The following is a 25,454-nucleotide window of genomic DNA, read 5'->3' as shown; positions in this document are numbered from 1 at the left end:
ACACTCGGGAGGCGTCGGCCCTCGTCCGGGGTCGTTTCGGGTCGTCAGTCGCGGCGGACGGCCTCCCGGTGCGCCTCGGTCGCGACGGCGACCCGGACGGCCGCGTCCACCCAGCTGCGGACGGCGGCCTCCGGGTCGCCGTCGCGCAGGGCGTGGGCGAGGGTGCGCAGCAGTTCGGCGGTGGTGGCCAGGCCCGCGCGGCCCAGCCGGTCGGCGGTGCGCTCCAGGCGGGTCAGGGCCGTGCGGTCCGGGTGGCGCAGTCCGCGGTGGGCGGTGTCGGCCAGCGCGGCGAGTGCCTCGGCGAGGGCGGCGGCGAGCGGGTCGGCCGGCGGCGCCGCGGCGGGGGCGAGGGCGCCGGAGCCGCCGCCGGGCGCCAGGTCGGGGACGACCACGGTGCCGCCCGCGAGCAGCGCGACGGGCTCCAGCACGGTACGGCCGCCCAGGCGTGCGACGGCGGCGCTGACGTGGGTGACGGTGTCCGAGGCGAGCACCGCGGCGAGCGCGTCCAGTGCGCCGGGGCAGGCCGGGTCGTAGGTGGCGGCGAGGGTGGCCGGGTTGCCGGCGGCGTCCCGGACGGTGGCCGCCAGGCGCTGCTCGGCCGCGTCGTAGCGGACGTCCTCGACGGCGGAGAGCCCCACCACGTGCACGGACTCGGCGACGATCCGCGGCCGGACCAGCCGCGGCGGACGCCCCGCCAGGCTGCGCAGCCGGGCGTCCAGGTCGGTGAGCAGCAGCGGCGAGGGCAGGTCCGTCCACGAGGCGCCGACCGGGGAGACGGTGGTGGCGGCGATCCGCCCGCGGCCGAGCCCGAGTTCGCGGGCTGCACTGCGGACGGCACTCTCGCTGACCACGTTGCCGGCGGCGAGGGCGTCCAGGCGGTGGCCGGCGATCCGGCGGGCACCCAGCGCGTGCCCCGTGGGTGGGCGGCCGTCGGCGGGCACGTCCCAGCTGCGGCGCAGCACCACGACCGTTCCGGCGGCCGGGTGGGCGAGGTACACCTCGGCGGTGCGGGCCGTCGCGGTGCCGCGCACCCGGCAGCCCAACGCGGTGAGGCGGACCCGGCGCAGCGGCGTCTCGGCGGCCTCGCGCACGCCCAGCACCTCGGCCGGCGCCGTGCCGGGGTGCGCGGCGGCGCGGTGGCGGGCGTGCAGTTCGGCCAGGAGCAGGGCCGTCTCCTCGGGGCGGTGCTCGGCGGCCCGGGCCGCGTACGCGTCGAGCTGGCCGATCAGGTCGGCGAGCACGCCGGCCGGCCAGTGCAGGGACCGGGCGGCGAGCTCGTCACGGATCCGGTGGAAGGCGGCGGTGAGGACCGGCCCGGCGTGCCCGGCGCCGTCGAGCAGCAGCTCGCCGGCGAGGCCGAGCGCGGTGTCCAACGCGGTGCGCTGCGCCGGGTCCAGGGCCGGCGGGGTGTCCGGGTCGGGCCCGGAGCGGCCGCCGAGGGTGACGGCCGGTCGGCCGTCGGCGGCGCGGAAGGCCCAGACCGCGAGGGCGATCATCTCGCCGCGGCGGTCCTGCGCGGCGTCGGTGACCGCGAAGCCCAGCTCGCCGGGGACGGGGAACCGGACGGTGCAGGCGGCGAGTTCGGCGACGGGCTGCGGGTCGTCCGGGCGTGCGTGGTGCAGCCGGGCGCTGTAGCCGCGTTCCAGCGTCCGGCGGGCGGCGGCCACGGCGCGGGCCCCGACGGCGGCGGTCAGCGCCTCGTCGTCGAGCGCACCGGGGGACCAGGCGGGGGTTCCGGGCTCCTCGGAGCTCTCGGGGGCGCCGGGCCCGGGGGAGTTGTCGGGGACGTCCGCGGCGGCGCGCTGGTGGGCGAGGACGAGGGCGATCCGGTGGCGGCACACGCCGGGTGCACCGCAGGTGCAGCTGCCACCGTCCAGCCCGGTGCCCGGCGGCAGGGCGACGGTGCTGCCGTCGGGGCAGGTGCCGCGGAGCGTGCCGTCGGGGTCGAGCGCGGGCACCGGACCGTCCCCGGCGTCGACCTCCCGGGCGGCGCGCTTGACCAGGCCGCGGTTGGCGAGGGCGGCCAGCGTCTCCGCGTCCAGGGCCAGCAGGTCGGCGCGGGTCGCGGCGCTCACCGGCCGAGCCTCTCGGCGACGAACTCGGCCAGCATCCCCGGTGTCATCGCCCCGACGTGCGCGCCGGCGTCGGCGAGCAGACCGGCGAGTTCGCGGTCGTAGGCCGGGGCCGCCTCCTCGTCCAGCGCGGCCAGGCCCAGCACCGTGGCGCCCTGCCCGGTCAGCGCGCGGACGGTGCGCAGCAGCCGGTACCGGTCGCCGCCCTCGTAGAAGTCGCTGATCACCGCGAGGACGGTGCGCCGCGGGTTCTCCACCAGGCCGGCCGCGTAGTCGACCGCGCGGGCGATGTCGGTGCCGCCGCCGAGCTGGACGCGCATCAGCAGCTCCACCGGGTCGGTCACGTCCGAGGTGAGGTCCACCACCTGGGTGTCGAAGGCGACCAGATGGGTCTTCAGCCCGGGCAGGCTCCACAGGCAGGCCGCGGTCACCGCGGAGTGGATCACCGAACCCACCATCGATCCCGACTGGTCGACCAGCAGGATCAGCTGCCACTGCTCCAGGTGCCGGCGGGTGCGGGAGTGGAAGTGCGGGCGCTCGATCAGGATCCGCCGCTCGGCGGGACGGTAGCGGCCGAGGTTGGCCCGGACCGTCCGGCGGAAGTCGAAGTCGCGGGCCAGCGGACGCCGGCTCGGGCGCGTCGACCGGGCACCGGTGAACGCCTGGCGCAGCTCCGGGGTGAGCCGTTCCATCAGCTGCCGCACCACCGCGGCCACGATCCGGCGCGCCTGGCCGAGCAGCTGCCCGTTCATCAGGTGCTTGGTACGGAGCACCGCGCGCAGCAGGGCGGGGCTCGGCTCGACCCGCTCCAGCACCGTCGGGTCGGTGACGATCTCGTCGATGCCGTACTGCTCGACCGCGTCCCGCTCCAGCCGTTCGATCGTCTCGCGGGGGAAGAGGCGATGGATGTCGTCCAGCCAGTCGACCGCGGTCACCCGGGACGGATCCAGTCCGGCACTGCGCACACCGCGGCGGTCGAGGTCCAGGTCGCGGCCGTACAGCCACTCCAGGGCGGCGTCGCGGGCGGCGCCGTCGGCGCTCGGACGGCCGGTCCACGGTTCGGCGGGGGAGCCGAGGACCAGACGCCAGCGCTCCAGCGCCCGGTCCGGGGCGGGGGCCGGGGCCGGTTCGGCGGTCGGGTCGGGCGGGGTCACCGGGCGCTCCGCAGGCCGTGGCGGTCGAGCAGGGCGGTCACGTTCTCCTCCAGGGCGCGGGCGGCGGCCAGGTGCAGGGGGTCGGCGGTGGTGCGGAGCAGACCGCGGCCGGAGCCGCGCAGACCACGGCGCTCGATCAGCCGGCGGGCGATCCGCTCGCGCTCGCGCGGCGGGAACCAGGCGAACGCCCGGCGCAGGGCCGGCAGGGCGATCAGGAACTCGGCATCGGTGAGCCCGGCGAGGACGGAGTCCAGGACGGCCAGCAGCGAGCCGTCGCCGGAGTCGGCGGTGACCTCCTCGCGGGCGAGGGCGAACAGGCCGCCCAGCCAGTCGCCGAGCGAGCGGGGGTCGCCCGCGGAGGCCAGGGCTGCAGCGGGGAGATCGAGCGGGGTCGGGGTCCCGGCGGGTCGGGGGTCGGCTGCGGCGCTCGGGTCGGCGGCCGGGGCGGTGAGGCTGCGGTGGAGGCCGTGGGCGGCGCCGCGGAGGTCGGCGGGGGCGTGCGGGTCGCGGGCGATGCGCAGGGCGAGCGCGGCGGTGTCCGCCGCGGTCGCGGTGAGCTGCTCGGGGGCGTGGCGGAGCGCGTCCCGGACGCCGGCGAGCGCGGCGAGCCGGGCCGGGTCGGCGCCGGAGCGGCCGTGAGCGCCCTCGACCAGCCACAGGACGCGGCCGACGGCGCCGTCCAGGACGGCCGCGAGCAGCGGGCTGCGGGCGGTGCCGTACACGCGGTCGTGCCGCCACAGGCCGAGCGCGGTGGCGAGGACGGCGCCGAGTGCGCCCGGGTCCGGGTGCCGGGCCACGCCGGCGGTGAGTGTGGTCAGCAGACGGTCCGTGAGGGCGGTGGCGCCGCACAGGACGGTGTCGAACAGCAGGTCGGCGAGGCCGGCGTCGGCCGGTCCGGTGGTGCGGGCGCGGTCGGCGAGGACGGTGGCCGCGGCCTCGTCGAGGGTCGCGCCGTACGCGCCGGCCTCGATGAGGGCGGCGTCGCGGCCGGAGTCCGGTCCGGCCTCCCAGCGTTCGGTGGTGACCGGGTCGGCGCCGTGCGCGGGGCCGGTGGTGCGGTGGCGGCCGGGCACGCCGAGGACGCGCAGCCGGTGCAGCGTCCGGCTCGCCGTCAGGCCGTCCTCGGTGGTGAGGTCGCAGGTCAGCGGGCGGGTACCGGTGGCGCCGATCGCGGCGAGCCGGGCGGCGGCGTCGTGCACCAGCGGCGGCGCGGGCGTGTCGGGGTGCAGCCGCCCGGTGCGGGTGCCGCTCGCGGCGGCGACCATCTCGACCACCACGGGGTGGCTGCCCGGCGCCAGCGGGGCGCGCTCGGACCAGGGCAGCGGCTGGGTCAGGTCGTCCTTGACCAGTGCACCGGCCAGTCCGTCGAGCACGTCGGCGCGGGCCGGCACGGGGTGGCCGCGCAGGGCGGCGAGGCCGCCGGTGAGCGCGGCGGCGGCGACCAGGTCGGCGGTGGAGACCGGGTGGCGGCGCCGGCGCAGCCGGGCGACGACGGACCGCCGCAGCCGGTCGGCGGCGCCCTCGGGGCCGTCCTCCCACAGCCGCTGGTAGTAGGCGGGCGAGGGCATCCCGGACTGGTACCCGGCGAACGCGTCGAGCTGCCGGAACGAGTACGGCACCAGGTAGCTGCCGCAGACGGCGCCCGGCGGCGGAACGGGCAGCCCGGGCCGGCCGCGCACCTCGGCGGGCCGGGCGGCCAGGGTGCGCAGGGCGGGCGTGTGGAAGCCGCCGGTGACGACCAGCACCGTCGCCGACCCCGCCTCGGCGAGGACGGCGCGGACCCAGTCGGCCATGTACGCCTCGCGGGCCCGGTCGCCCTCGTCCGCCCCGGCGTCGCCGCGGACCAGGTCGAAGTAGGCGTCCAGCCGCTCGGCCAGCCCGTCCGGCGGGGCCACCTCGAACAGGCCGTCCCACAGGGCGTCCACCGACCCGGTGCCGAAGCGCTCGCACAGCCGGGCGGTGGCCTCGGCGTAGCGGGCCTCCGCGTCGGCGTACCGGTTGGCGCGCTGCGCGAACGCCGGGTGCCAGGACGGCAGGTCGACGAACAGCACCTCCGCACCGGCCGCCCGGCCCTCCCGCAGCGCCACCCACTCGGGCGAGTAGTCGCACAGCGGCGCCCAGGTGGTGGCGGTGCGGTCGGCGTCCCGGTAGTGGCTGAACACGGCGATCGGCAGGTCGTGGCCGAGCGTCAGCTCGTCCAGCCGGCCGTTGAGGTCGGCCGGCCCCTCGACCAGCACGTACGCGGGCCGCAGCCGGCGCACGGTCTCCGCCACCAGCCGCGCGCAGGCCGGCGAGTGGTGGCGGACACCGAGGAAGACCGCGGGCATCAGCCGGCCAGCAGGTGGCGGGCGTCGTGCACGGCCTGCCAGTGCGGACCGCGCCGCCGCGGCACCCGCTGCTCCAGGTAGCGGCGCAGCCGCGCCAGGTCCTCCGGGCTGTCCTTGGCGGCGGTGCCGGCCAGGCTGGAGACCAGGTCGGCCGCGTTGCCCGGCTCGCCGCGCAGGTACCAGCCGCGCAGCCCGACCGCGTGGGCGACCGACACCGCCTCGGCGGTGCTCATCACCGCGGACGGGCGGTCGCCGCCCTCGGCGGCCCGCAGTTCGCGGAAGGCGGTGACCAGGACCTCCAGCAGGTCGCGGTCGGGTGCCGCGGCCACCCCCGAGCGGCGCAGCAGGTGCCCGGACTCGGCCTCGACCAGGGCGAGCTCGGTGTCCAGGTCCGGGATCGGGAAGACCGTCTCGAAGTTGAACCGGCGCTTGAGCGCCGAACTCATCTCGTTCACGCCGCGGTCGCGGGTGTTGGCGGTGGCGATCACGTTGAAGCCCTGCCTGGCGAAGACCATGCCCTCCGGCCCGTCCAGCTCCGGGACGGCGACCACCCGCTCGGAGAGCAGCGACAGCAGCGAGTCCTGCACCTCCAGCGGGCAGCGGGTGATCTCCTCGAACCGGACCACCCGGCCCTCGGCCATGCCGCGCAGCATCGGCGCGGGCACCAGCGAGCGGCTCGACGGGCCCTCGGAGACCAGCAGGGCGTAGTTCCACGCGTACTTGATCTGGTCCTCGGTGGTCGCCGCGCCGCCCTGCACCGTCAGCCGGGAGGTGCCGCTGACCGCCGCCGCGATCAGCTCCGACAGCAGCGACTTGGCGGTGCCCGGCTCGCCGACCAGCAGCAGACCGCGGTTGGTGGCCAGGGTCACCAGGGCACGCTCGACCAGCGCGGGATCGCCGACGAACTTGCGGGCTATGCCGGCCTCCGCGTCGCCGACGACGAAGCGCAGGGCCGCACGCAGGCTCAGCTCCCAGCCGGGCGGGCGGTGGTCGCGGTCCTCGGCGCGCAGCGCCGCCAGCTCCTCGGCGTACCGGACCTCGGCGGGCGGCCGCTGGAGCTGCTCCTCGGCGGTGGTGGTCATGGCGGCCTTCCCGGGGTGGTCCGTGCGGTCGTCGGTGCAGGTGCCGGTGTCGGTTCCAGTGGCGGCGGGCGGGTTCACGGCGGGCGGGTTCACGGCGTGGTCAGCTCGGTCAGGTCGGCGATCACCTCGGAGGCGGTCACCGGGTCGAGCTCGGCGAAGGTCGGGAACGTCCGGTCGCGGGACCAGTAGTCGCCCGGACGGATGTCGAACCACACCGTCTCGACCCGCTGCTCGGGGTACACGTCGTGCATGCCGACCGCGATGCCGTGCTCCGGGGCGAGCACCACGTACCGGTTCGGGCCGACCCGGCGGGACAGCCAGCGCTCCACACCCGCGTCCTGCGGCGCGCCGCGCTGCCAGCCGCGCCGCTCCATGCCGACCAGCCGCGCGGTCGGCAGCTCCGGACCGTTCTCGAAGCGCGTCAGCCGGTGCCCGGCCCGCTCCTCGTCGGTCAGCGCGTACACCTGGCGGCCGAGCTGACGGAACGGCTGCAGGATCTCGTAGTCGGCGAACAGCTCCGACCAGGCGGCGAGGCCGTCGCCGAGCAGCAGCGGGTGGGCCAGCCGGACGGTCGCCCCCGACGGCAGTGCGAACACCTCGTCCCGGACGTCCGCCAGGGTGCGGTCCTCGGCGACCCGGAACGCCGTCGTGGCGCCGTCCGCCGCGGCCAGCCACACCAGCCGGCGCACCAGGTGCCACAGCAGCGGATGCCCGACGAACAGCTGGTCGAACTCCTCCGCCGTCCACGACCGCCCGGTGACCATCGCGTCCTCCAGACGGCGGATCTGGTCCCCCGCCACCGTGCGGACGTCCTTCTTCAGCGCCGCGAACCGCTTGCGCTCGGCCGGCGCCAGCTCGGCGTCGTCCCGCGCCCCCGGCACCGGCAGGTCCTTGCGGCGGACACCGTCCGCGTCCAGCACGTACGGCTTGAGCTGCTCGTCGAAGCCCACCGTGAACGTGCGGGTGCCGTAGTCGACGACGGTCGTGCCGTCGGCGTCCAGCCCGAAGTCCGGCACCAGGCGGTCGGAGAGCTGCTCCCCGGACAGGCCGAGCCCGGCCGCCACCTCGGCGATCTTCTCCTGCGCCCGGGCCTTCAGCGCCTTGAACTTCACCCGCTGCGCGATGCCGTGCAGGTGCAGCAGGGCGACGTCGGTGCCGATCGCGGCCAGCACCTCCAGACCGTCCACCGCCCGGTGGTGCGCACCCTCGCCCGGCCACGCCCGGAGCACCGGCGTCAGCCGGCGGACCGTCCCGTCGTCACCGAGCCGGCCGAGCACGTGCAGCGCCCACCCGTCCTGCGACGGCATGCCGGCCAGCCGCCACTGCTCGAACACCGCCCAGGCGAAGTCCGTCAGCGACTGCGGCTCGCACACCTCCGCCACCTGGTCCAGGCCCGGGTAGAACGCCCCCGGCTTGGACAGCGCCAGCACGGTGAGCACGTGCCGCACCGCCTCGGGCGGCAGCGCACCCCCGCCGCCGCGCACCAGCAGCTGCGGCAGCATCATCGGCTCCGCCCAGTCGCCGGGCCGCGGCAGCTTCGCCGGCAGCGCGTTCACCAGCGGGTCGGCGGACAGCAGCACGCCCACCACCTCCGCCGCCTCCGGCCCGTACTCGCCGGCCACCGCGAGCACGGCCGGGGCGCCGTGCGCGCCGCCGATCAGCCGCAGGGCGTGCTCGGCGCCGCGCCGGGCCGCACCGACCCTGCCGACCGCGGCGGGCACCAGCAGCCGGGCGGCGTCCAGCCCGTGCCGGCCGAACCAGGAGCGGGCGGTGTCCCCGGCCGACTTGAGGCGCACCAGCCAGTCCGCCATCGTCGCGGCCACCCGGCCGTCCAGGTACGGCAGCAGCAGGGACGCGTGGGCGGCCGGGTTGTGCAGCGCGGCGGCCAGCATCGGCTCCAGCGCGTCCGTCCCGAAGCGGGCGGCGACCCGGCGCAGCGCACCGACGGCGTCCCAGATCTGCTCGCCGCCGCGCCACCCGGCGATCAGCGGACGGCCCAGCTCCTCGTCGCCGTACGCGAACAGCCCCAGCTCCTCGTGCCGGCCGGAGTGGTGCCGGGGGTCGCCGGGCCGCTCGGCCACGGCCCGCATCGTGTCGGCGATCCGCTGCCAGTCGCCGTCCGACCAGCGCGCGTACCAGGACTCGGAGATCGCCCAGGCCTCCTGCTCGCCCGGCAGCCAGCGCAGCTGCGGCCCCTCGGGCCCGTCCGGCGCGGTGAGGCCGGTCAGCACGCGCGGCTTGGCGGTGGAGCGCGGCCGGGTCCACGGCGGACTGGTGAACAGCTCGGGCAGCGAGGCGGCCGGGACGTCCGGCACCCGGTCGGCCACCTCGGTGAGCGGCTGCACCACGGCGGCCTGCTCCGGCGTCAGCTCCGGGAGCAGGCCGAGCGCGGTCTCACGGTGGGCGGCGACATGCGCGGTGAGGAGCTGGACGGCGAGCCGCTGCGCCGCCGGATCGGCGGACGTCGTCGCGGTCTCGGAGAGGAGGCGGACGGCGCGGCGCGGGTAGCGGTGGACCGCCGTCACCAGGGCCCCGCGGGCCGCCTTGTCGTCGCCCTGATGGGCCAGCAGGCCGCGGAAGGCCTCGTCGGACGGCAGCTCGACGAGAGCGGTCAGCAGCTGCTTGCGCCGGTCGCTGTAGTGGTAGTCGTGTTCCAGGGAGTGCAGCAGCAGGGGCGCGGCGTCGCCGCCGAGCCCCTCGGCGACGGTGGCGATGACCTCCGCCGACCAGCCGTCCCAGCCGAGGCCGGGCAGGCGGTCCAGCTCCTTGAGCGGCTCGGCGGAGGAGAGCGAGCAGAGCAGCATCGACCACGCGGCCGTGTCGAGGCCCTCGGACGCGCGGACGCACTCCTCGGCCCAGGCCGTCTCGGACGGCACCAGGTACACCGCCGCCACCAGCCGCGGCAGGTCCTGCCGGCAGCCGGCCAGGGCCTCGACCACGGCGGCGTGGGTCGCCTCGTCGCAGACCGCCAGCAGGGCACGGACGCGGTCCACGGCCGGGCGGTGCGCCGGCGAGGCCGCGTGCCGGTGCTTGACCGTCCCGACCCGCGGATTGAACCGGCGGTTGTTGGACGAGTCCGAGGTCACGTACACCCCCAGCAGCTCGACCACCGCCCGGGCCGCGAACGGCAGACCGTGCTCCACCACCCAGCCGTCCACGACCCGGCGGTAGCCCTCCGGAGAGTCGGCGACCAGCGCAGCCACCACCGCGGCCCCGCGCGGGTCGGTGGCGCCGCCCAGGTGCGCGCGGGCGGCCTCGACCAGGCCGGCGTCGCTGTGCGAGGAGGCGAGCGCCTGCTCCACCCACTCCGTCCGCCCGGCGACGAGGGTGCGGAGCTTCTCCGGGGCGTTCCGGGTCGGCGCGGTCGCCGCACGGAGCACGCCGCCCCGGCGGGGGATCAGGATCCGCCGCCAGGCGTCCGGCAGGACGAAGGTGTCCTCGTCGATCGGGCCGGCCGGGCCGGCCGGGCCGGCCGGGGCGTCCGGGAGGTCTGCGGGCTCTGCGGCGGCCGGGGTGGCCGGGGAGGCGGCCGGGGTGGTCCGTGCGGCAGCCGTCGGGGTTGCCGCGACCGGCTGCGCGGTGGGCGCCGCCCCCGCCGTGGCCTCGCGGTAGCCCTTGCGCTCCTTCTCGGCGACCGTCTTGGCGAAATGCGCCTGCGCAGCCTCCGCGGTCGGGAACTCCTTGCTCTGCTCCCGCCCGTCGGTGCCGCACCGGCCGTACCGCACGGTCACCACACCACCGTCGACCGCGGCCTCCCAGAACTTGTCCGAGCCACCCCCGACGAACTCCCAGCGCCGCACGGCTCCGCCCCTCTCCTCGAACGCTTGATCAGGGGAGGAACAGTAGCCATGCCCACCGACAGGCTCTCCGCCGGGCTCGGCCCCGCACGCGGAACCCGCTCACCACACCGCCCGGCGCCGTCACACACCCGGCGAGCCGCCGGCCCGTCGATCACCGTGCGGCCGATCTACCGTTCGGTGACCCCGGCGGGCGCGCGGCACTGCACGGGCAAGCGACTGTCCGGGGTGCGGTGAGCGAGTGGCTCGCCCCCGGAGCCACTCCACCCTCCTGCGGAGACCGGACGTCGTAGTCGGGGCCCGTCAGCGACCCGAGCGACCGAGGGCCGACGGGAGCAGCGAGCCGCCGTGCGGGGCGGCCGTCCGTGTCAGGCGGTCCGTGCGGTGATGCCCTGGGCGTAGTGGAAGAAGCCGGTCGGGTCGTAGCGGTGCTTGACCCGGGTGAGGCGGGCGTAGTTGTCGCCGTAGTAGGCGTGCTGCCAGTCGGCGAGGTCGGGGTCGGGGAAGTTGACGTACGCGGTGTGGGTGCCGAGGCGGCGGCGCAGGGTGTGGTGGGCGGCGCGGGTCTGGGCCAGCAGGCGGTCCACCTGGTCGGGCGGGGTGCCGGGCTTCCAGTGGGTGCCGATGTCGACGACGTAGGTCGCGGCGCGGTGGGGGTAGGCGGTTTCGTCGGGGCGGGGCCGGTCGCCGGCGTCGCCCATGGCGAAGAGGGTGACGTAGCCGATCGCACCGGAGGGACCGGGCCGCCAGGAGCGGGTCCAGTCGACGATGTCCGCCACGGCGGCGGGGCTCAGCCACCGGTCGGGGACGAGGGACTTGGAGGCGTAGCAGTCCGGCGGTCCGGGGGTGTCCATGAGGTAGTCCTGGGCGGTCCAGAAGTCGCGTTCCTCGATGAACGCCCTGTCGGGGCGCAGTTCGAGGAGCGGGGCGAGGAGGCGGCGCAGGGTGTTCTCGGGTCCGAGGAGCTGGCCGAGGACCCAGAGCGAGGTCCCGCCGTCGCCGGTGTTCCTGAAGCCGATGCGGGTGTCGAGGTCGCCGGCGCGGTCGGCGTCGAGGAGCCGCTGGAGTTCGTGGACGGCGGGCTGGGCGGCGGTGAGGGGGAAGGTCAGGTCGAAGACGGTGGCGCGCTGCCGGCCGACCGGCACGGCGTCGAAGACGAAGGCGGTGTTGATGCCGAAGTTGCCGCCCGCGCCGCCGCGGCAGCCCCAGAACAGGTCGGGGTTCTCGTCGGCCGTGGCCCGCACCAGGGTGCCGTCGGCGAGGACGAGACGGGTCTCGACGAGACTGTCGCAGGTCAGGCCCCACTTGCGGTCGTTGAAGCCGAGTCCGCCGCCGAGGGCCAGGCCGGCCACACCGACTCCGGGGCAGCGCCCGCCGGGGAAGTACAGGCCGGAGGCGCGGGCGGCGTAGACGTCGGAGTTGGTGGCGCCGCCGCCGAGGTGCAGCCGTCCTCCGACCGGCGTGACCCGGTTCATCGCACGGAGGCTGACGACCAGGCCGGTGGTGGTGGAGTACCCGGCGTAGTTGTGGCCGCCGGAGCGGGGCGCGAGCGGCACGTCGTGGGCGGCGCACCAGCGGACGGCGACGCGCACGTCGTTCTCGGTGGCGCAGGCGAGCACTCCGGCCGGTCGGACGGCGGCGTAGCGCAGGTTGTCGGGGGCGGCCTCGAGCGGGTAGTCGGGGTCGCCGGGACGGTAGAGGCGGGCGGCCGGGCTGAGCCGGCGGCGCAGGTCCCGCCAGGCGGCGGGCCCGGGGTCCTGCCCGGGGGTGCGCGGTGCGGCCGCGGCCGGGGAGAGGGAACCCGGAGCGAACGCGAGGCCGGCTGCGGCGACGGCACCGGTGCGCAGGACGGACCGTCGATCGAGCGGCATGGGGCTCCCCGTTCTGCGCGGCGTCCGGCGGGCCTCTCCCGCGGTGCACAGTGCGAGGGTGGGGCCGCGCCGGGCCGCGGGCCGCGGTGACACTCCGCGGGCGAACGGGGTTCACGCGAACGCCTCGGGCCGGTGCCCGCCCCGGGCCCGCCGCCTGGCGGGGCCGCACGCACGCCCCACCCGGCCCGTCACCGCCCTCGCCCACGGACCGTCAGGGGCCGCCCCCGCGGACTACCGCCGCGGGTCCGCCAGCACCCCGGCCGACGCGTCCCACTCCGGCCCGGCCGGCGGGAGGGAGGGCAGCGCGCGCACCCCGTCCTGCTGGAGGGCGACCGTGCGCGTGGGCGCGGGGATCGAGATGCCCTCCACCCGGTACCGCTGGTGCAGGCGCTTGATGAACTCGTGCTTGATCCGGTACTGGTCGCTGAACTCGCCGACGCCGAGGATCACCGTGAAGTTGATCCTGGAGTCCGCGAAGGTGTGGAAGCGGACGGCGCCCTCGTGGTCGGGCACGCCGCCGCTGATGTCGGCCATCACGCTGTCGACGACGTCGAGGGTGACCTTCTCCACGTGCTCCAGGTCGCTGTCGTAGCCGACCCCGACCTGGACCAGGATCGACAGCTTCTGCTCGGGCTGGGAGTAGTTCGTCATGTTCGTCCGCGCCAGGCGGCCGTTGGGGATGATCACCAGGTTGTTCGACAGGTTGCGCACCACGCTGTTGCGCCAGTTGATGTCGACGACGTACCCCTCCTCCCCGCTGGTGAGCCGGATGTAGTCGCCCGGCTGGACGGTCTTCGAGGCGAGGATGTGCACACCCGCGAAGAGGTTGGCGAGGGTGTCCTGCAAGGCCAGCGCGACCGCGAGGCCGCCCACGCCGAGTGCGGTGACCAGCGGGGCGATCGACACCCCGAGGGTCTCCAGGGCGACGAGGACGCCCATCGAGAGCACCACGACCCGGGTGATGTTGACGAAGATCGTCGCGGACGCCGCGACGCCCGTCCGGGACGCGGCCACCGACTGCACCAGTCCGGCGATCACCCGGGCCGCGCTGAGCGTCGCGATCACGATGATCACGGCGGTCAGCGACCGGTCGACCAGCCCCCCGATCCGTGCGGTCAGCGGCAGCGCCGAAGCGGCCACCGCCGCCCCGGCGACCACGGCCGCCCAGGGGACGACGGTGCGCAGCGCGTCGACGATGACGTCGTCCCCGCTCCACTTGGTCCGGCCCGCGTGCTTGCCCAGCCACCTCATCAGAGCCCGCAGCACCAGCCCGGCCACACAGCCGGACGCCAGCGCGATCCCGGCCACCACCCAGTCGTGCAGCACCAAATCCCGGGTCACCGGCCCGCCCCCGCGGTGCGGAACGCGAGGGAACGGGCCGCAGCCGGCCGCCGTATGTACTGTGTCGTCACCTTGTCGCCTGTCAGGTCGTCGTGTCCGCGGTTGCGTTGGAGCGGATGTGCGCATTCCGAACGGACTGCCATCCTGCCCCACGTCACGGCCGCTCCCACAACCGGACCCCCGCGGCCCGGCCGTGCGGACGCAGCGGCGCGGAGCCGCTCGCACGACCGGAGTTCAGCGGCGGTACGCGGCCGTCGCGATCTCGACGAAGGACCGGATCAACGGGTTGGTGTCACCCTCCTTCCACGCCGCCACCACGCGGCTCGGCGCCATGTCCGTCAGCGGCACCACGGCCAGCTCCGCCGGCAGGACGTGTCCGAGCGGCGCCAGCCCGACCGTCCCGTTCCACAGCACGGCCTGCAGGCACTCCTGGACGGCGCGCACCACCGGGCCCTCGCACGGCCCGCCACCGTTCCAGTACGACTGCCAGACCGGGTCGGTGCCGGGCGGGAACCGGAACCAGCGACGATCACTCAGCTCGGCCAGTCGCAGCCCCTCGCGGCGGGCCAGCGGATCGTCGGCGCGCAGGATCACCCCGACCGGGTCGGCCCGCAGTGCACGCACCGTCAGGCCGGCCTCGTCGAACGGCGCCCGGGTCAGCGCGACATCGACCAGCCCGGCGCGCAGCCCGCAGGTCGGGTCGGTCAGATCGGTGTCGCGGATGCGGACCTCGACGCCCGGGTGGCTGCGGCGGTGGGCGGCCGCCAGCCTCGCCACTCCCGGGTCGGTGCCGTCCCCCAGAAGACCGATGGTGAGCGTCGCGGCACCCGCCGCCGCGCTCACCCGCTCCCGGACCCGGTCGGCGTGGTCGAGCAGGGCCCGCGCCTCGTCCAGCAGGACCGAGCCCACCGGAGTGAGCGCGACCCCCGCGGGCGAGCGGGCGAACAGCCGGGCCCCGACCTCGGCCTCCAGCTGCCTGATCGCCCGGCTCAGCGGCGGCTGACTCATGTACAGCCGGGCGGCGGCCCGGCCGAAGTGGAGTTCCTCGGCGACCGCCACGAAGTAGCGCAAGGTCCGTAGCTCCACGCTGCCACGATACCCACCGGGTACCGGTGCCACGGGACGGGTCCTGGACGCCCGCAGGACCCCGGCGGTGCAATCGTGAGCATGACCGAAGACGCGAAGACCAGCGAGCCGCACCCCGTCCCCGCCGTATCGGTAGTGGGCCCCGGTGACGGCGAGACCATCGTTCTGGGCACCACCCGGATGCGCATCCTGGAGGACGGCAGCCGCACCGGGCACCGCCTCGCGATCGCCGAGTCCGTCCTCGCCCCGCACACCCAGGGACCGCCGCAGCACCGCCACACCCGGCACGACGAGGGCTTCTACGTCCTCGCCGGCACTGTGCGGTTCACCGTCGGCGACGAGGACCACGACGCCACCGCGGGCACGCTCGTGATGGTCCCGCCCGGCACCCCGCACACCTTCGCCAACCCGACCGACCGACCCGCCGTCATGCTCAGCACCTTCACCCCCGACCTGTACGTGCAGTACTTCCGCGACCTCCGGGACGTGCTCGCCGCCGGCCGGCCGCTGACGCCACAGGCCACCAGCGACGCGATGAGCCGCTACGCCACCGAGCCGGCCACCGATCCCGCCTGACGCCACCGCCCCGGCCGGTCGCCCTGCGGCCGGAGCACGGTGCAGGCACGCTCACGGTCGCGCCGGACGCCGGGACCGATCTGCGGTGCCGGTTGCCTGCCGGTACGGGCGGACGCCCCGAGGTGCAGCGCGGTGACCTGCGCCGGATCCTGCTCGACCCGGTCCCGGCCGGCACCGTACGACGGGAGCACAAGGCCAGCCACGCCCGCACCCTCGGCAACGGCCGCCACGAGGTGACCTTCGCCGACGGCAGCTCCGTCGTGACGGACCTTCCGATCGGCGCGGACGGCGCGTGGTCACGGATCCGGCCGCTGATCTCCGACGCCGGACTTCGTTACGTCGGCACGTCGGCACGTCGGCACGTCGTTCGTGGAGACCCACCTGTACGACGCCGACACGCGGCACACCGCGGCCGCGAAACTGGTCGGCGGCGGGTCGATGACCGCACCCGCGCCGGGGCAGGAGATCTTCGCCCACCGGGGGTTCGAGTCCACTGACAGAAGATGTCAGGGGAGTGCTCCTAGCCTGCGGCGCATGGACAACAGCACCGGCTTCGGCTTCCTCACCGGCACCTACGACGTCGTCAACCGCTGGCGCAAGGACTTCCTCGACCCGACCGAGGGCGACGACCACTGGGAGGAGTTCCCCGGCATCTCCCGCGCCACCGCACACTTCGACGGGCGGGCCAGCTTCGACGAGATCGATTTCCCGACCAAGGGCTTCACGGGCCTGACCCTGCGCCTCTACGACCCGGCCGCCGACGCCTGGTCCCTGTACTGGTCGAACAAGCGGACCGGCATCCTCTACCCGCCCGTCACCGGCCGCTTCCAGCCGGACGGCACCGGCCTCTTCCACGGCGACGACGAGTACCGGGGCAGCAGGGTGAGCGTCCGCTTCGTCTGGTCGGGGATCAGCGAGACCACCGCCCACTGGGAGCAGGCCTTCTCCGTGGACGACGGCCGGACGTGGATCACCAACTGGCACATGCACCTGACCCGCCGCGAGGACTGACCGGCCGCTACGACCCGGACCTGACGAGCGATCACCCCCGACGGGCTCCTTCGAGGGTGATCGCTGTCCGGTTCCGCCGGGTCAGGCCACGGGTGGGGGAGCTGCCGGGTGCGGGGCCAGTAGTCGTGGTGGCGGGGGTGGGGTCGAGGGATCGGTCAGCCGCAGTGCGTGTGGAAGCCGCCGCTGACGTTGTTCTCGATCCCGCCCTCCCAGTCGATGCAGCTGTGTTCGGCGTGGAGGTAGACCGGTCCGGCGTAGGACCGGTAGTAGTCCTCGTCGAGCTTCGTCCAGGTGGAGGCGCCGGCCAGGCTGAGGCCGGCGAGCATGAGGATCGGCTGGCCCGGGCTGTTGCGGACCGTCACCACGCAGTTGTTGCCGTTGCTGCTGTTATAGGTCAGGTAGACCGTGCCGCCGAGATTGAGGTCACGGTGGTCGACGACGGTGTACCCCGAACCGCAGACTCCGTTGTACCCGGCGGCCTGCGCGGCTGTCGGCACCGTGGTCGCGGCGGCGCCCGCCACCAGGGCCAGGGTGCCGAGGCGGGCAGCGGTTCGCTTCGTCGACGTGCGCATGGGTTCACTCCATTCGGTCGGGCTCGTTGCGGCCGGTCCCGGCCGTGTCCTGCCTGCGACCTGCCGGGCCCGCCGGTCGTGAGCGAGTCCGGTGCGGGGGCGTGCCCGGCACCGGGGACGCGCAGGGTGTGCACGGGCGGGGCGGCGCTTCCGGGCCGGTCGCGCTGAGCAGACTGGCAAAGGCCCGTATCGTCGGCGTAACGCGGCGACCGCAGCGCAGCGGGCCGTGGCGGGCGGTGGGTCCCGCCGGTACGTGAGGCAACTTCCGGTAAAGGCGACGTGCGCGCGACCTTGACGGCATTGGTTCAGTCCAATAGGTTCACCGCGCAGATTCCCACACGGTCCAACATCCTTGTGCCGTGTGGGTGTTGACGCCTGCTCACCGCACTCCGGGAGGGCGGCCGGGTTTCCGCCGTTCGTCCCCGGCCGTGCTCGCCCCGTGCCCTCGCTGCGGTGGCAGCGGGAGTTCCCGTGAAGCCGGCAACCCGCCTTCGGAGGTTCGACACATGCAAGGGACATTTGCACGGCAACGACGCCGCGCCATCAAGAGAGCGCTCTCAACGCTTCCCGTCGTCGCCGCCACGGTGGCGGCCGTCGTCGCCGCGACGGTGAACGTGGGGGCGGTGAAGGCGGAGGCGGCGGTGCCCCCGGCACCGTCGGGCTTCACGCTCACCTGGAGCGACGACTTCAACGGTGCCTCCGGCACCGGGATCGACCAGAACCTCTGGAAGTACGACACAGGGCCGGGCAGCAACTTCGGCACCGGCGAGATCGAGACCATGACCAGCAGCACGTCGAACGTGTACTACGACGGCCAGGGTCACCTCGTGCTCCAGGCCCTGCACTCCGGCTCCGACCCGCGCAGCGGATGGACGTCCGGGCGGGTGGAGACCCAGGCCGCGTCCTTCGGCGCCCCGGCGGGCGGAGTCGTGCGGATCGAGTCCGTCCTCCAGCAGCCCGACGTCAGCACCGCCAACGGCGCGGGCTACTGGCCGGCGTTCTGGATGCTCGGCGCACCGCTGCGCTCCGGCGTGACCTGGCCGAAGTCCGGCGAGGTCGACATCATGGAGGACATCAACGGCCGCGGTTCGGTCTTCAGCACCATCCACTGCGGGGTGAACCCGGGCGGCCCGTGCAACGAGTCGACCGGCATCGGCTCGGGCGAACGCGCCTGTGCGGGCTGCCAGAGCGGCTTCCACGACTACGCGGCGGAGATCGACCGCTCGGTGTCGCCGGAGCAGGTCCGGTTCTACCTCGACGGCAACAACTTCTTCACCGTCAACGCCAACCAGGTGGACCCGACGACCTGGGCCGACGCGATCGACCACCCGTTCTTCGTCATCTACGACCTGGCGATCGGCGGCGGCTTCCCGGACGCCTTCGGCGGCGGCCCGAACGCGGCCACCGTCTCCGGCGGCAAGCTGGTCATCGACTCGGTGGCCGTCTACAACAAGGGCCCGGGCACCGGTGGCGGTGGTTCGGTGACCGGCCGGACGATCACCGGTCCGGGCGGCAAATGCGTGGACGTGGCGGGTGACGACACCGGCGGCGACGGCACAGCGGTCCAGCTGTGGGACTGCCAGTCGGGGGCCAAGGACCAGCACTGGACCTGGAACGGCCAGACCCTGCAGACCCTCGGCAAGTGCCTGGACATCGCCGGCGGCAACAGCGCCGGGGGCACGCAGCTGCAGCTCGCCACCTGCAACAGCGGCGGCTACCAGTCCTGGGTGCGGCAGACCGACGGCTCGCTGCGGAACCCGACCAGCGGCCGGTGCATCGACTCTCCGTCCGGCGCGACCGCCAACGGCACCCGGCTGCAGATCTGGGACTGCAACGGCTCCGGCGCCCAGAAGTTCGCCATCGGCACCCCGATCTACGGCCCGGGCGGCAAGTGCGTGGACGTGGCGGGCGACGACAACGGCGGCGACGGCACCGCCGTCCAGCTGTGGGACTGCCAGCAGGCGACCTCGCTCGACCAGAAGTGGACCTGGAGCGGCCAGACCCTGCAGACCCTCGGCAAGTGCCTGGACATCGCCGGCGGCAACAGCGCCGGGGGCACGCAGCTGCAGCTCGCCACCTGCAACGGCGGCGGCTACCAGAACTGGGTCCCCAACGCCGACGGCTCGCTGCGGAACCCGACCAGCGGCCGGTGCATCGACTCTCCGTCGGGCGCCACGGCTAACGGCACCCGGCTGCAGATCTGGGACTGCAACGGCTCCGGCGCCCAGAAGTTCGCCCTGGCCTGAGGACGCGCAGGACCTGGGCCGCGCACGACGAGGGGCCCCACCCGTGGAGGGTGGGGCCCCTCTCCCCGCCGTCAGATGCCTCACTGCGCGGCGAGCCGGACGGACCACTCGTCCTCGGCGACGGCGAGGCCGCGCTCCAGCGTCTCGACGAGCACCGCCCGGCTCACCGACACCACCGTCGGCTCGTGCCGGGCCGCGGTACCCCGAGCGGCACCACCGCTATCCCGCAGCCGACAGGCGAGGTGCACCCGGTCGCCGTCCGGGAACGCGAAGGCCGTCACATCGTCGGTGCACTCGCCCCACTCCAGGAACACGCACCGGTCGAGTGCCGCCCCGGCCCCGTCGTTGTACATCCAGCTCTCGGCCGTTCGGAAGGCCTCGGACGGCGAGGTGAACCCCTCCGGCGCGCAGTGGGTGTGCAGCCAACGGCTCTGTCCCGTAATCGGTGGTAGCGCTGTGTGGCGGTCACCGGAGGAGGATGCGGTGGCGGAGTAGGGGGAACCCGGCTCGGCCTTGCATCTGCCTCATGATCCGTTTGGTTCGCGTGTTGACTCCCTCGGTGCGGCCGTTGTGGAACGGGAGGGTGAGTCCGGTGTCGACGGCGGCCCGGTCGAGTTCCAGGCCGTTGCTGAAGGAGTGCAGGTGGGGCAGGTCGACGGAGCGAACTGACGTGATCCACTCGGTGAGCTTGGCGTCGTTGCCCTCCGCCGGTGTCAGCAGGTGCGCGAACTCTCCGGTCAGACGGGCGAGTTCGGCCATATCGGGACAGGTCTTGGTGAGTTCTCCCAGGAGTGCGGTGTCCTTGTCTCGCAGGTTCTCGGGGCGGGTGAGGAGGAGGCGTTCACGTTGGGCTGTCAAGAGGTTGCGCAGCGGGCGCTGGCGTCCGTGCAGGCTGAGCGCCGGGCCTTCCTCGCCTCGCTGTCGTCGTGGAGCGGTGACCTGAGGCCGCCCGGCGCGGTCTGAGCGAGGAGCAGCTGGCCGTCTGGGAGAACTTCAAGGTCGTTGACAGGACTGCCCGGTGCTTCCGGATGTTGGGTGTGCCGTTTCAGGTGTTGGCGCCGGCATGGGCTCGGCGTCCCTTGGTGGTGGGGCCGTGCCAGTCCAAGCACATCACGGTGGCGTCGTCCCGGAGCTTGCCGTCGCAGGCGTCGGTGACGGCCGCGACCATGGCGCGCACCACCTCCCGCGGGTGATCGGTGGCGGTGGCGACCATGACGGCGGGCAGGTCGACGGATTCCGCCCGGCGGTCCTGCATGCCGTCGGTGTAGAGCACCAGCCGGTCACCGGGGCGCAGGTTGATGTTTTGCACCCGGTACCGGCCCTGCCCGGCGACGCCGAAGGGCAGGTCGGCGCGCAGGGGCACCTCTTCGACGGTGCCCTCGCGCAGCCTCAGCGGGTGCGGGTGGCCGGCGTTGACGAGCTGCGCACTGCTTCCGTCCAGTGCGATGCGCAGGATCTGGCCGGTGGCCAGGACTCCGGGCTTGTGCTCGAGGAGGGAGTGGTGGGCGCGGTCGGCCTGCTCGGCCAGTGGCGCTGCGACGCGGCGGGCGCCTCGGGAGGCGTTGACGAGGATGGTGGCGATGAGCGCGGCGTTGAGGTCGTGGCCCATGGCGTCGGTCAGGGACAGGTGCAGGGTCTCGCGGTCCAGGGCGTAGTCGTAGGTGTCGCCGGCGACGCTCTCGGCGGGCACCAGTGCGCAGGCCAGGGTGAACTGGGCGGCTTCGCAGCAGGGGGCGGTGGGCAGGAGCTGGCGTTGGATCTCGGCGGCGAGGCTGACGGGGGCGGTGCGCTGGCTCCAGTGGTAGAGGTCAGTGAAGCGGCGGTCGGTGACCACGATGTAGGCGAGGGCGTGGGCCGCCTGCTCCACCTGCTCCAGCGTGTCGTCGGTGACTTCGGTGGCTGCGGGGAGGGAGAGTTCCAGGAAGCCGATGGCATCGCCGCGGTTGGTGACGGGGGTGATCACGCGGTGCCCGTGCCCGTCCGCGTCGTCCCGGACGCTGACCAGTTTCTGGGTGCGCAGGACTTCGTCGTAGAGGCTGCCGGTGAGCTGGATCCGCTCGGGGCCGCGCCCGTGCAGGGTGGTGGCGTCCTCCGTCACCCGCACCACGTACTGGCCGACCAGGTCGAGGAACAGGAAGGACACGTACCGCGCGCCGAACCGCTCGCGCAGGTTGCGCGCCACCACGTCGAGGGAGTCGACCGGCGCCGCCGCCTCGGCCGCTGCGAGCATATCTCCCAGGACCATCCGCTCCCGCGCCACGTCAGCCTCCTCGAAGATCCAGGGCTCTCACCTTCCCGCGATGACCCGAGGAATTCCAGCATCCCGCGGCGCGACCCAAGGTCGACGCCGAGCCGAGTGACGGTCGTGACTGGGGGCTATTACAAATGAGCAGTTGCGAGATTCCATCCCGGACCGCTGCTCAGACCAAGATCATGTCATGGCCCCTTGTGCGCACCCTGGCCAAGCGGCCGCAATTTCATCTGCTGCAGGACTGCGTTCTACCCGCACATCGGCGGGAGCTCTGACCCATCCGGCGTCTGATCCGGCTCACCATTCACGACGTCCTGCACGAAGCCGATCAGGTCGCACTCCGGCTCGGCGAGCCGCCCACTCCAGTCCCCGAGCCCTTCGCCGGCATACTCCTCAACTACATCCACACCGCACGGCCGAACCGGCCGAACGGCACCGCTCCGGCCAGCGACTGGCTCTTCCCCGGGCGCCGAGCTGGACAGCCGATGGACCCCGCCACCCTCGGCAAGCGGCTCGCCAGCGCGGGCATCCCGACCTTCCACGGCCGGACCGCGACCCTGCAGCAACTCGTCCTTCAGGCGCCGCCTTCAGTCGTCGCCGGGATGCTCGGCTACCACGTCGTCCACACCGAGGCCGTCGCCGCACAGGCAGGAGGAACCTGGAAGAAATACGCCCCTGGAGATCACACCCGGTGACCTCACGAGCCGTCAGACAAGATCCTGAGTCATTTCTGAGCACGCCGCCATGCGAGTGTCCGAACCCGAGAAGCGGTAGCAGCGACCGCCGACGCGGTACGGATCCGGTATGAGCACGGACCCTCCGTCCCCCGGACAGCAGCCGAATGGCGAGTCCCCGCCCTCTGGCCCTTTCGATTCCGGGGACCTGCTGCTTGAGACGCTGGCCGCCGCAGTAGACGCTGCCGATGACCTCAGCATTGGCGTAGTCCTGTACTTCGGCGGCGGGACGATCAACGGGCTTCTGATCAGCAGAGCGGCCTGGCTACAACAGTGGACCGCCGCGATCCAGGTTCATCGCCCCGACCTGGGCCTGGGCAACATGCTGCAGAGTTTGCTGGAGGAGGCGACGGACGGCGAGGTCTCACGCATAGGGGCCGGATTCGTGCACTTGCGGGACGTCACCTATCGCAACGGAGCCTTGACTGTGACAACGCAGCTGTGGCGCGGGTCGATCGACAGGCTCAACGGATGGTCGCTGGAAGGAAAGATGACCACGCGGGCGCCAAGGGCACCACGTCCGCTTGACGACACAGAGTGACACGCCTTCGGGCTGAACCAGAGAATCCAGAACACCCGATCACAGACGCTCCTACCAGTAAGCCCTCGTTGTGGCCGCGCGCCGTCATCCGCCGGTGCGGCATCGACCGGATGTATGAGCCTGCTTGCAAATTACGCACCGTGACCCGAACCTTCTGATGTGGATACACGGATCACAGTCGCCATTGTCGGAGCTGCAGGTACGGCTGTCGGGTTGGTCCTTGGAGCGCTCTTTGAACGGTCGCGTGCCCGCGTGGGCTACCTGGCGAAGCAATATCGGGAGCACGTAGCACTGCTGCTGGAATTTGCCCATGCCACATCGCGCCGTGACGAGCTCCGGCGTCAGATCCTGAAAGAGCGTTTCGCAGTCGAGACTGATGCCCGACTTTTCGATAGCAAGCGTGCCAGAAGGGCCTTGCCCGCCATTCATAGGCGCCTTGAGGGCCATTCCTGTGACCTCCTGACTGAGGACGTCGAGGAACTCGCCAAGATTCTTCGAGGTCGGTGGCACCGCAGGCTCTCTCCCCAACGGCGCTGGTTCAGATGACCGAATCGGCCCTGTTCTCCGGACTACGCCCACGCCGGACGGCCGAACCGGCCCAGTGGCTCGGCTACCACACCGCCCACGCCGGGGCCTTCGTCGCCGAAGCCGGCGACACCCGGAAGAGGTACGCCTCCAGAGACCACGGTCAGTAACCTTACAGGCCGTCAGGCCCAGGAACTCAGATCACCTGATCACAGACTCCTACCAGTAAAGACCCCTACAGGGGCTCCCCGCAGCTGCCACAGCTGGACTCGCCATCCTCATACATCATGCCGCAGCAGTAGGCGGTACCGCCGCCGTCGCCCTCGGTGCACTCGAACTCCGCATGGTTGTTCAGGTCCTGCAGGTCTCCGAAAAGTGCGTCACAGTCCGAGCAGGCGTACGCGGTCACAAACTCATCCTTCGAAGAGACGGTCGCCCCGTAGCAGCGCGGCTGCTCGGGGTTACGAGGCAGTAACTCGGCGACACCTTCATAGAAGTAGTCGAGCTGGTCGTACTCCCATGGGGCCACATCGTAGCGACCCCACGTTCCAGCCGTGGGGGTTTGCCGCCACCCTGGTGGCAGACCCTTTGGCCTTCTGGGGTCCACCTGGAAGCACTACGCCCCCGGCAATCACTCACGGTGACATCAACGCCCGCCGCACCGATGAACACAGACCAGACGATCACAGACTCCTACCAGTAGGAGCGGCGGTGCACATCACCGCGGTGTGGGCGGCGACCGTCACGTCCGCCCCGCCGACACTCGGCATCGCCCGCACGGCCGCGCCCCCAAGGTCCCGGGCGAGGTCCTTGACCACCCGGGCGCAGCAGACAGCAGCGGTCCCCGGCCGGCGCGGCAGCGGGCACGGGCACAGGCAGGCCGTCACCAGCCAGACGGTGGCAGTCGATCGCGGTCACGGCGACCAGCATGCCCGCCCGCACCGCTTGGCATGGTCCGTTTCGCTCGGTGCTTGCCCATGGCCCGAAACCGTACGTGCGGGCGGACCGGCACCCGGCTGCGTCCCGCGGCGCTGTCCCGCCGGCTCGGTGTGGTGGCTCCACCGTCTTGTCACGCCGGGGCGCGGGCGACGGTGCCGTATTGGTGGGCCGAGCCGTGCCGCCGATCCGGGACAGCCGCCGTGTGCCGGTGGCCAGCCGTTCGGGCGGCCTCCCGGTGCCGGGGGCTTACTCCGGTGGCGGTGGGATGGTCGGAGGGGCCGCGGGTGTGGGGATGGCCTGCGGGGGCCAGGGCCGGTGGGCGAGGTCGTGGCGCAGGGCGTCGAGTCTGGCCAGGCAGGTGTCGAGGGTGGCGAGGGCGGCGCTGCTGTGTTCGCGGATGCGGTGTTCGATGGCGGCGAGCCGGTCCTCGATGTGCTGCCAGCGCTCCTCGGCGGTGGTGTCAGGTGCGTCGTTGGTCGCTGTCATGGCGGAGGCGGTCGGTGTGGTGGGCGAGGTCGTCGAGGCGGGCGGCGAGGTCCGGATGGTCGGCGACGTGCGGGCGCATCGCCGCCAGGGGCGCTATCAGGCCGGCCGGGTTGGGCGCGCCGAGGGCAGTGGTGAGCGCGGTCAGCGCGGGCCGGGCCCGGGGGGTGAGGCCGGTCGCGGCGGTGACCTGGGCGGCGAGCACGCGCAGGTCGACGGCGTGGTCGCAGGCCCAGTCGCCGACCGCGCGGTCGGCGGCCCGCCGGTCGCGCACCGCTTTGACCCGCTCGGCTCCGGTCGCCGTGTCGGCCGAGGTGCTGTCGGCGGGGCGCAGGCGCAGGTAGCGGTTCTCGGCGGCCTGGCGGCTGGCGACGCCCATGGGGTGGGCGAGGTCGGCCCAGGTGGCGCCGGCGTTGCGGGCGTTCTCCACCAGGCCCGCCTCCCAGCCGGCGAGCTCGGTGCGCAGCTCCCGCAGCAGTACCAGTGCAGCCAGGGCCTGCTCGGGGCGGTCTTCCTGAGGGTGCCGGTCCGTGGCGGCGGGGATCCGGGCGGTGCGGACGGCGTCGTCGATGGCGGCGAGCGCGGCGGCTGCGGCGAGGAAGGAGACCGGGCCGGGTGGCGGGGCCGGGTCGGCGGCGGGATTGGGTGGCATCTTGCTCATTTTGTCATTCTATGGATGACAAGCAGGGTTTGTCATCCAATGGATGACGTGCTAGAACGGTGTCAGGTGAAGCGCACTGGCACCCAGGAGGTGTTTCGCGATGCTGCTGCGCACTGACCCGTTCCGCGAGCTGGACCGGCTGACCCAGCAGTTCCTCAACACGACCGGCACCTGGTCGCGTCCGA

Annotated in this window: 18 protein-coding genes and 3 pseudogenes; 7 read left to right on the top strand and 14 right to left on the bottom strand. The window is 73.7% G+C overall.

Annotated elements, in window-relative coordinates; genetic code table 11:
* Positions 1-44: 44 nt before the first annotated feature.
* The 8 genes from IE98_RS0122170 to IE98_RS0122135 form a co-directional block, all read right to left on the bottom strand.
* Positions 45-2,075: a hypothetical protein gene (locus IE98_RS0122170; RefSeq protein ID WP_030271517.1), complete on the bottom strand. Its 2,031-nt coding sequence runs from the start codon at positions 2,073-2,075 to the stop codon at positions 45-47.
* Positions 2,072-3,226, bottom strand: a complete 1,155-nt coding sequence (locus IE98_RS0122165; protein WP_052390811.1) for a VWA domain-containing protein — start codon at positions 3,224-3,226, stop codon at positions 2,072-2,074. The genes IE98_RS0122170 and IE98_RS0122165 overlap by 4 nt, the downstream gene beginning before the upstream one ends.
* The gene (locus IE98_RS0122160) at positions 3,223-5,553 is read right to left on the bottom strand and encodes a DUF5682 family protein (protein WP_030271514.1); all 2,331 of its coding nucleotides are present in this window, start codon (positions 5,551-5,553) and stop codon (positions 3,223-3,225) included. The genes IE98_RS0122165 and IE98_RS0122160 overlap by 4 nt, the downstream gene beginning before the upstream one ends.
* Positions 5,553-6,635, bottom strand: coding sequence for an ATP-binding protein (locus IE98_RS0122155; protein WP_030271512.1), 1,083 nt, complete (start codon positions 6,633-6,635; stop codon positions 5,553-5,555). The genes IE98_RS0122160 and IE98_RS0122155 overlap by 1 nt, the downstream gene beginning before the upstream one ends.
* An 89-nt stretch (positions 6,636-6,724) precedes the next feature.
* Complete coding sequence (locus IE98_RS0122150; RefSeq protein WP_030271511.1) at positions 6,725-10,435, bottom strand: DUF4132 domain-containing protein; 3,711 nt, start codon at positions 10,433-10,435, stop codon at positions 6,725-6,727.
* Positions 10,436-10,800: 365 nt separating this feature from the next.
* Entirely contained in the window at positions 10,801-12,303 is a 1,503-nt protein-coding gene (locus IE98_RS0122145) for an FAD-binding oxidoreductase (protein ID WP_052390810.1), read from the bottom strand.
* Positions 12,304-12,534: 231 nt separating this feature from the next.
* Positions 12,535-13,644, bottom strand: a complete 1,110-nt coding sequence (locus IE98_RS0122140) for a mechanosensitive ion channel family protein (protein WP_030271508.1) — start codon at positions 13,642-13,644, stop codon at positions 12,535-12,537.
* A gap of 234 nt (positions 13,645-13,878) precedes the next feature.
* Positions 13,879-14,730: a LysR family transcriptional regulator gene (locus IE98_RS0122135; RefSeq protein ID WP_234443630.1), complete on the bottom strand. Its 852-nt coding sequence runs from the start codon at positions 14,728-14,730 to the stop codon at positions 13,879-13,881.
* Positions 14,731-14,811: 81 nt separating this feature from the next.
* Here IE98_RS0122135 and IE98_RS0122130 point away from each other — a divergent pair, with 81 nt between their 5' ends.
* From IE98_RS0122130 to IE98_RS0122120, 3 genes and pseudogenes are all read left to right on the top strand, one after another.
* Entirely contained in the window at positions 14,812-15,306 is a 495-nt protein-coding gene (locus tag IE98_RS0122130; RefSeq protein ID WP_199922944.1) for a cupin domain-containing protein, read from the top strand.
* A gap of 98 nt (positions 15,307-15,404) precedes the next feature.
* A pseudogene (locus tag IE98_RS51030) lies at positions 15,405-15,786 on the top strand (FAD-dependent oxidoreductase); the annotation flags it as partial.
* Between the two features lie 54 nt (positions 15,787-15,840).
* The gene (locus IE98_RS0122120) at positions 15,841-16,317 is read left to right on the top strand and encodes a hypothetical protein (protein ID WP_030271500.1); all 477 of its coding nucleotides are present in this window, start codon (positions 15,841-15,843) and stop codon (positions 16,315-16,317) included.
* A gap of 155 nt (positions 16,318-16,472) precedes the next feature.
* On the opposite strand, the gene IE98_RS0122115 is transcribed toward IE98_RS0122120, so the two are convergent.
* A complete protein-coding gene (locus IE98_RS0122115; protein ID WP_030271498.1) occupies positions 16,473-16,889 on the bottom strand; it encodes a hypothetical protein in 417 nt (138 codons plus the stop codon).
* A 506-nt stretch (positions 16,890-17,395) separates the two neighbouring features.
* Here IE98_RS0122115 and IE98_RS0122110 point away from each other — a divergent pair.
* A complete protein-coding gene (locus IE98_RS0122110; RefSeq protein ID WP_030271496.1) occupies positions 17,396-19,135 on the top strand; it encodes a glycoside hydrolase family 16 protein in 1,740 nt (579 codons plus the stop codon).
* 80 nt (positions 19,136-19,215) lie between these two features.
* Here the strand turns inward: IE98_RS0122110 and IE98_RS0122105 are convergent, their stop codons facing one another.
* The 3 genes and pseudogenes from IE98_RS0122105 to IE98_RS0122090 all read right to left on the bottom strand — a co-directional run bounded on the left by IE98_RS0122105 (position 19,216) and on the right by IE98_RS0122090 (position 21,395).
* Positions 19,216-19,488 (bottom strand): hypothetical protein, encoded by a 273-nt coding sequence (locus tag IE98_RS0122105; RefSeq protein WP_052390809.1) that lies wholly within the window; start codon positions 19,486-19,488, stop codon positions 19,216-19,218.
* A gap of 112 nt (positions 19,489-19,600) precedes the next feature.
* Positions 19,601-19,978: pseudogene (locus IE98_RS0122100) on the bottom strand (transposase); the annotation flags it as partial.
* Positions 19,979-20,180: 202 nt separating this feature from the next.
* Positions 20,181-21,395 (bottom strand): PP2C family protein-serine/threonine phosphatase, encoded by a 1,215-nt coding sequence (locus IE98_RS0122090; protein ID WP_106976665.1) that lies wholly within the window; start codon positions 21,393-21,395, stop codon positions 20,181-20,183.
* Between the two features lie 476 nt (positions 21,396-21,871).
* Between IE98_RS0122090 and IE98_RS50150 the strand changes: the two genes are divergently transcribed.
* Positions 21,872-22,081: a hypothetical protein gene (locus tag IE98_RS50150; RefSeq protein WP_043174807.1), complete on the top strand. Its 210-nt coding sequence runs from the start codon at positions 21,872-21,874 to the stop codon at positions 22,079-22,081.
* Between the two features lie 109 nt (positions 22,082-22,190).
* Positions 22,191-22,661: a hypothetical protein gene (locus IE98_RS0122075; RefSeq protein ID WP_030271485.1), complete on the top strand. Its 471-nt coding sequence runs from the start codon at positions 22,191-22,193 to the stop codon at positions 22,659-22,661.
* Between the two features lie 1,710 nt (positions 22,662-24,371).
* Here the strand turns inward: IE98_RS0122075 and IE98_RS0122055 are convergent.
* Positions 24,372-24,611, bottom strand: a complete 240-nt coding sequence (locus tag IE98_RS0122055) for a hypothetical protein (protein WP_030271481.1) — start codon at positions 24,609-24,611, stop codon at positions 24,372-24,374.
* Positions 24,586-25,269, bottom strand: a complete 684-nt coding sequence (locus IE98_RS0122050) for a hypothetical protein (protein ID WP_030271479.1) — start codon at positions 25,267-25,269, stop codon at positions 24,586-24,588. Before IE98_RS0122050 ends, IE98_RS0122055 begins: the two co-directional genes overlap by 26 nt.
* A 100-nt stretch (positions 25,270-25,369) precedes the next feature.
* On the opposite strand from IE98_RS0122050, the pseudogene IE98_RS51025 reads away from it, so the two are divergent.
* Positions 25,370-25,454 (top strand): annotated as a pseudogene (locus IE98_RS51025) (Hsp20/alpha crystallin family protein); the annotation flags it as partial.

Source organism: Streptomyces sp. NRRL B-24484, assembly GCF_000717715.1.
Lineage (GTDB): Bacteria > Actinomycetota > Actinomycetes > Streptomycetales > Streptomycetaceae > Kitasatospora.
Note: the sequence above shows the minus strand (reverse complement) of the source record. Positions and strands in the feature narration are given on the sequence as shown.

Excerpts from the sequence above, each read along its gene's own strand:
- IE98_RS0122130 (WP_199922944.1), top strand. The coding sequence starts at position 14,812 with ATGACCGAAGACGCGAAGACCAGCGAGCCGCACCCCGTCCCCGCCGTA.
- IE98_RS0122105 (WP_052390809.1), bottom strand. The coding sequence starts at position 19,488 with ATGTACAACGACGGGGCCGGGGCGGCACTCGACCGGTGCGTGTTCCTG.
- IE98_RS0122075 (WP_030271485.1), top strand. The coding sequence starts at position 22,191 with ATGAGCACGGACCCTCCGTCCCCCGGACAGCAGCCGAATGGCGAGTCC.
- IE98_RS0122155 (WP_030271512.1), bottom strand. The coding sequence starts at position 6,635 with ATGACCACCACCGCCGAGGAGCAGCTCCAGCGGCCGCCCGCCGAGGTC.
- IE98_RS0122120 (WP_030271500.1), top strand. The coding sequence starts at position 15,841 with ATGGACAACAGCACCGGCTTCGGCTTCCTCACCGGCACCTACGACGTC.
- IE98_RS0122145 (WP_052390810.1), bottom strand. The coding sequence starts at position 12,303 with ATGCCGCTCGATCGACGGTCCGTCCTGCGCACCGGTGCCGTCGCCGCA.
- IE98_RS50150 (WP_043174807.1), top strand. The coding sequence starts at position 21,872 with ATGGACCCCGCCACCCTCGGCAAGCGGCTCGCCAGCGCGGGCATCCCG.
- IE98_RS0122160 (WP_030271514.1), bottom strand. The coding sequence starts at position 5,553 with ATGCCCGCGGTCTTCCTCGGTGTCCGCCACCACTCGCCGGCCTGCGCG.
- IE98_RS0122050 (WP_030271479.1), bottom strand. The coding sequence starts at position 25,269 with ATGAGCAAGATGCCACCCAATCCCGCCGCCGACCCGGCCCCGCCACCC.
- IE98_RS0122110 (WP_030271496.1), top strand. The coding sequence starts at position 17,396 with ATGCAAGGGACATTTGCACGGCAACGACGCCGCGCCATCAAGAGAGCG.
- IE98_RS0122055 (WP_030271481.1), bottom strand. The coding sequence starts at position 24,611 with ATGACAGCGACCAACGACGCACCTGACACCACCGCCGAGGAGCGCTGG.
- IE98_RS0122115 (WP_030271498.1), bottom strand. The coding sequence starts at position 16,889 with ATGCGCACGTCGACGAAGCGAACCGCTGCCCGCCTCGGCACCCTGGCC.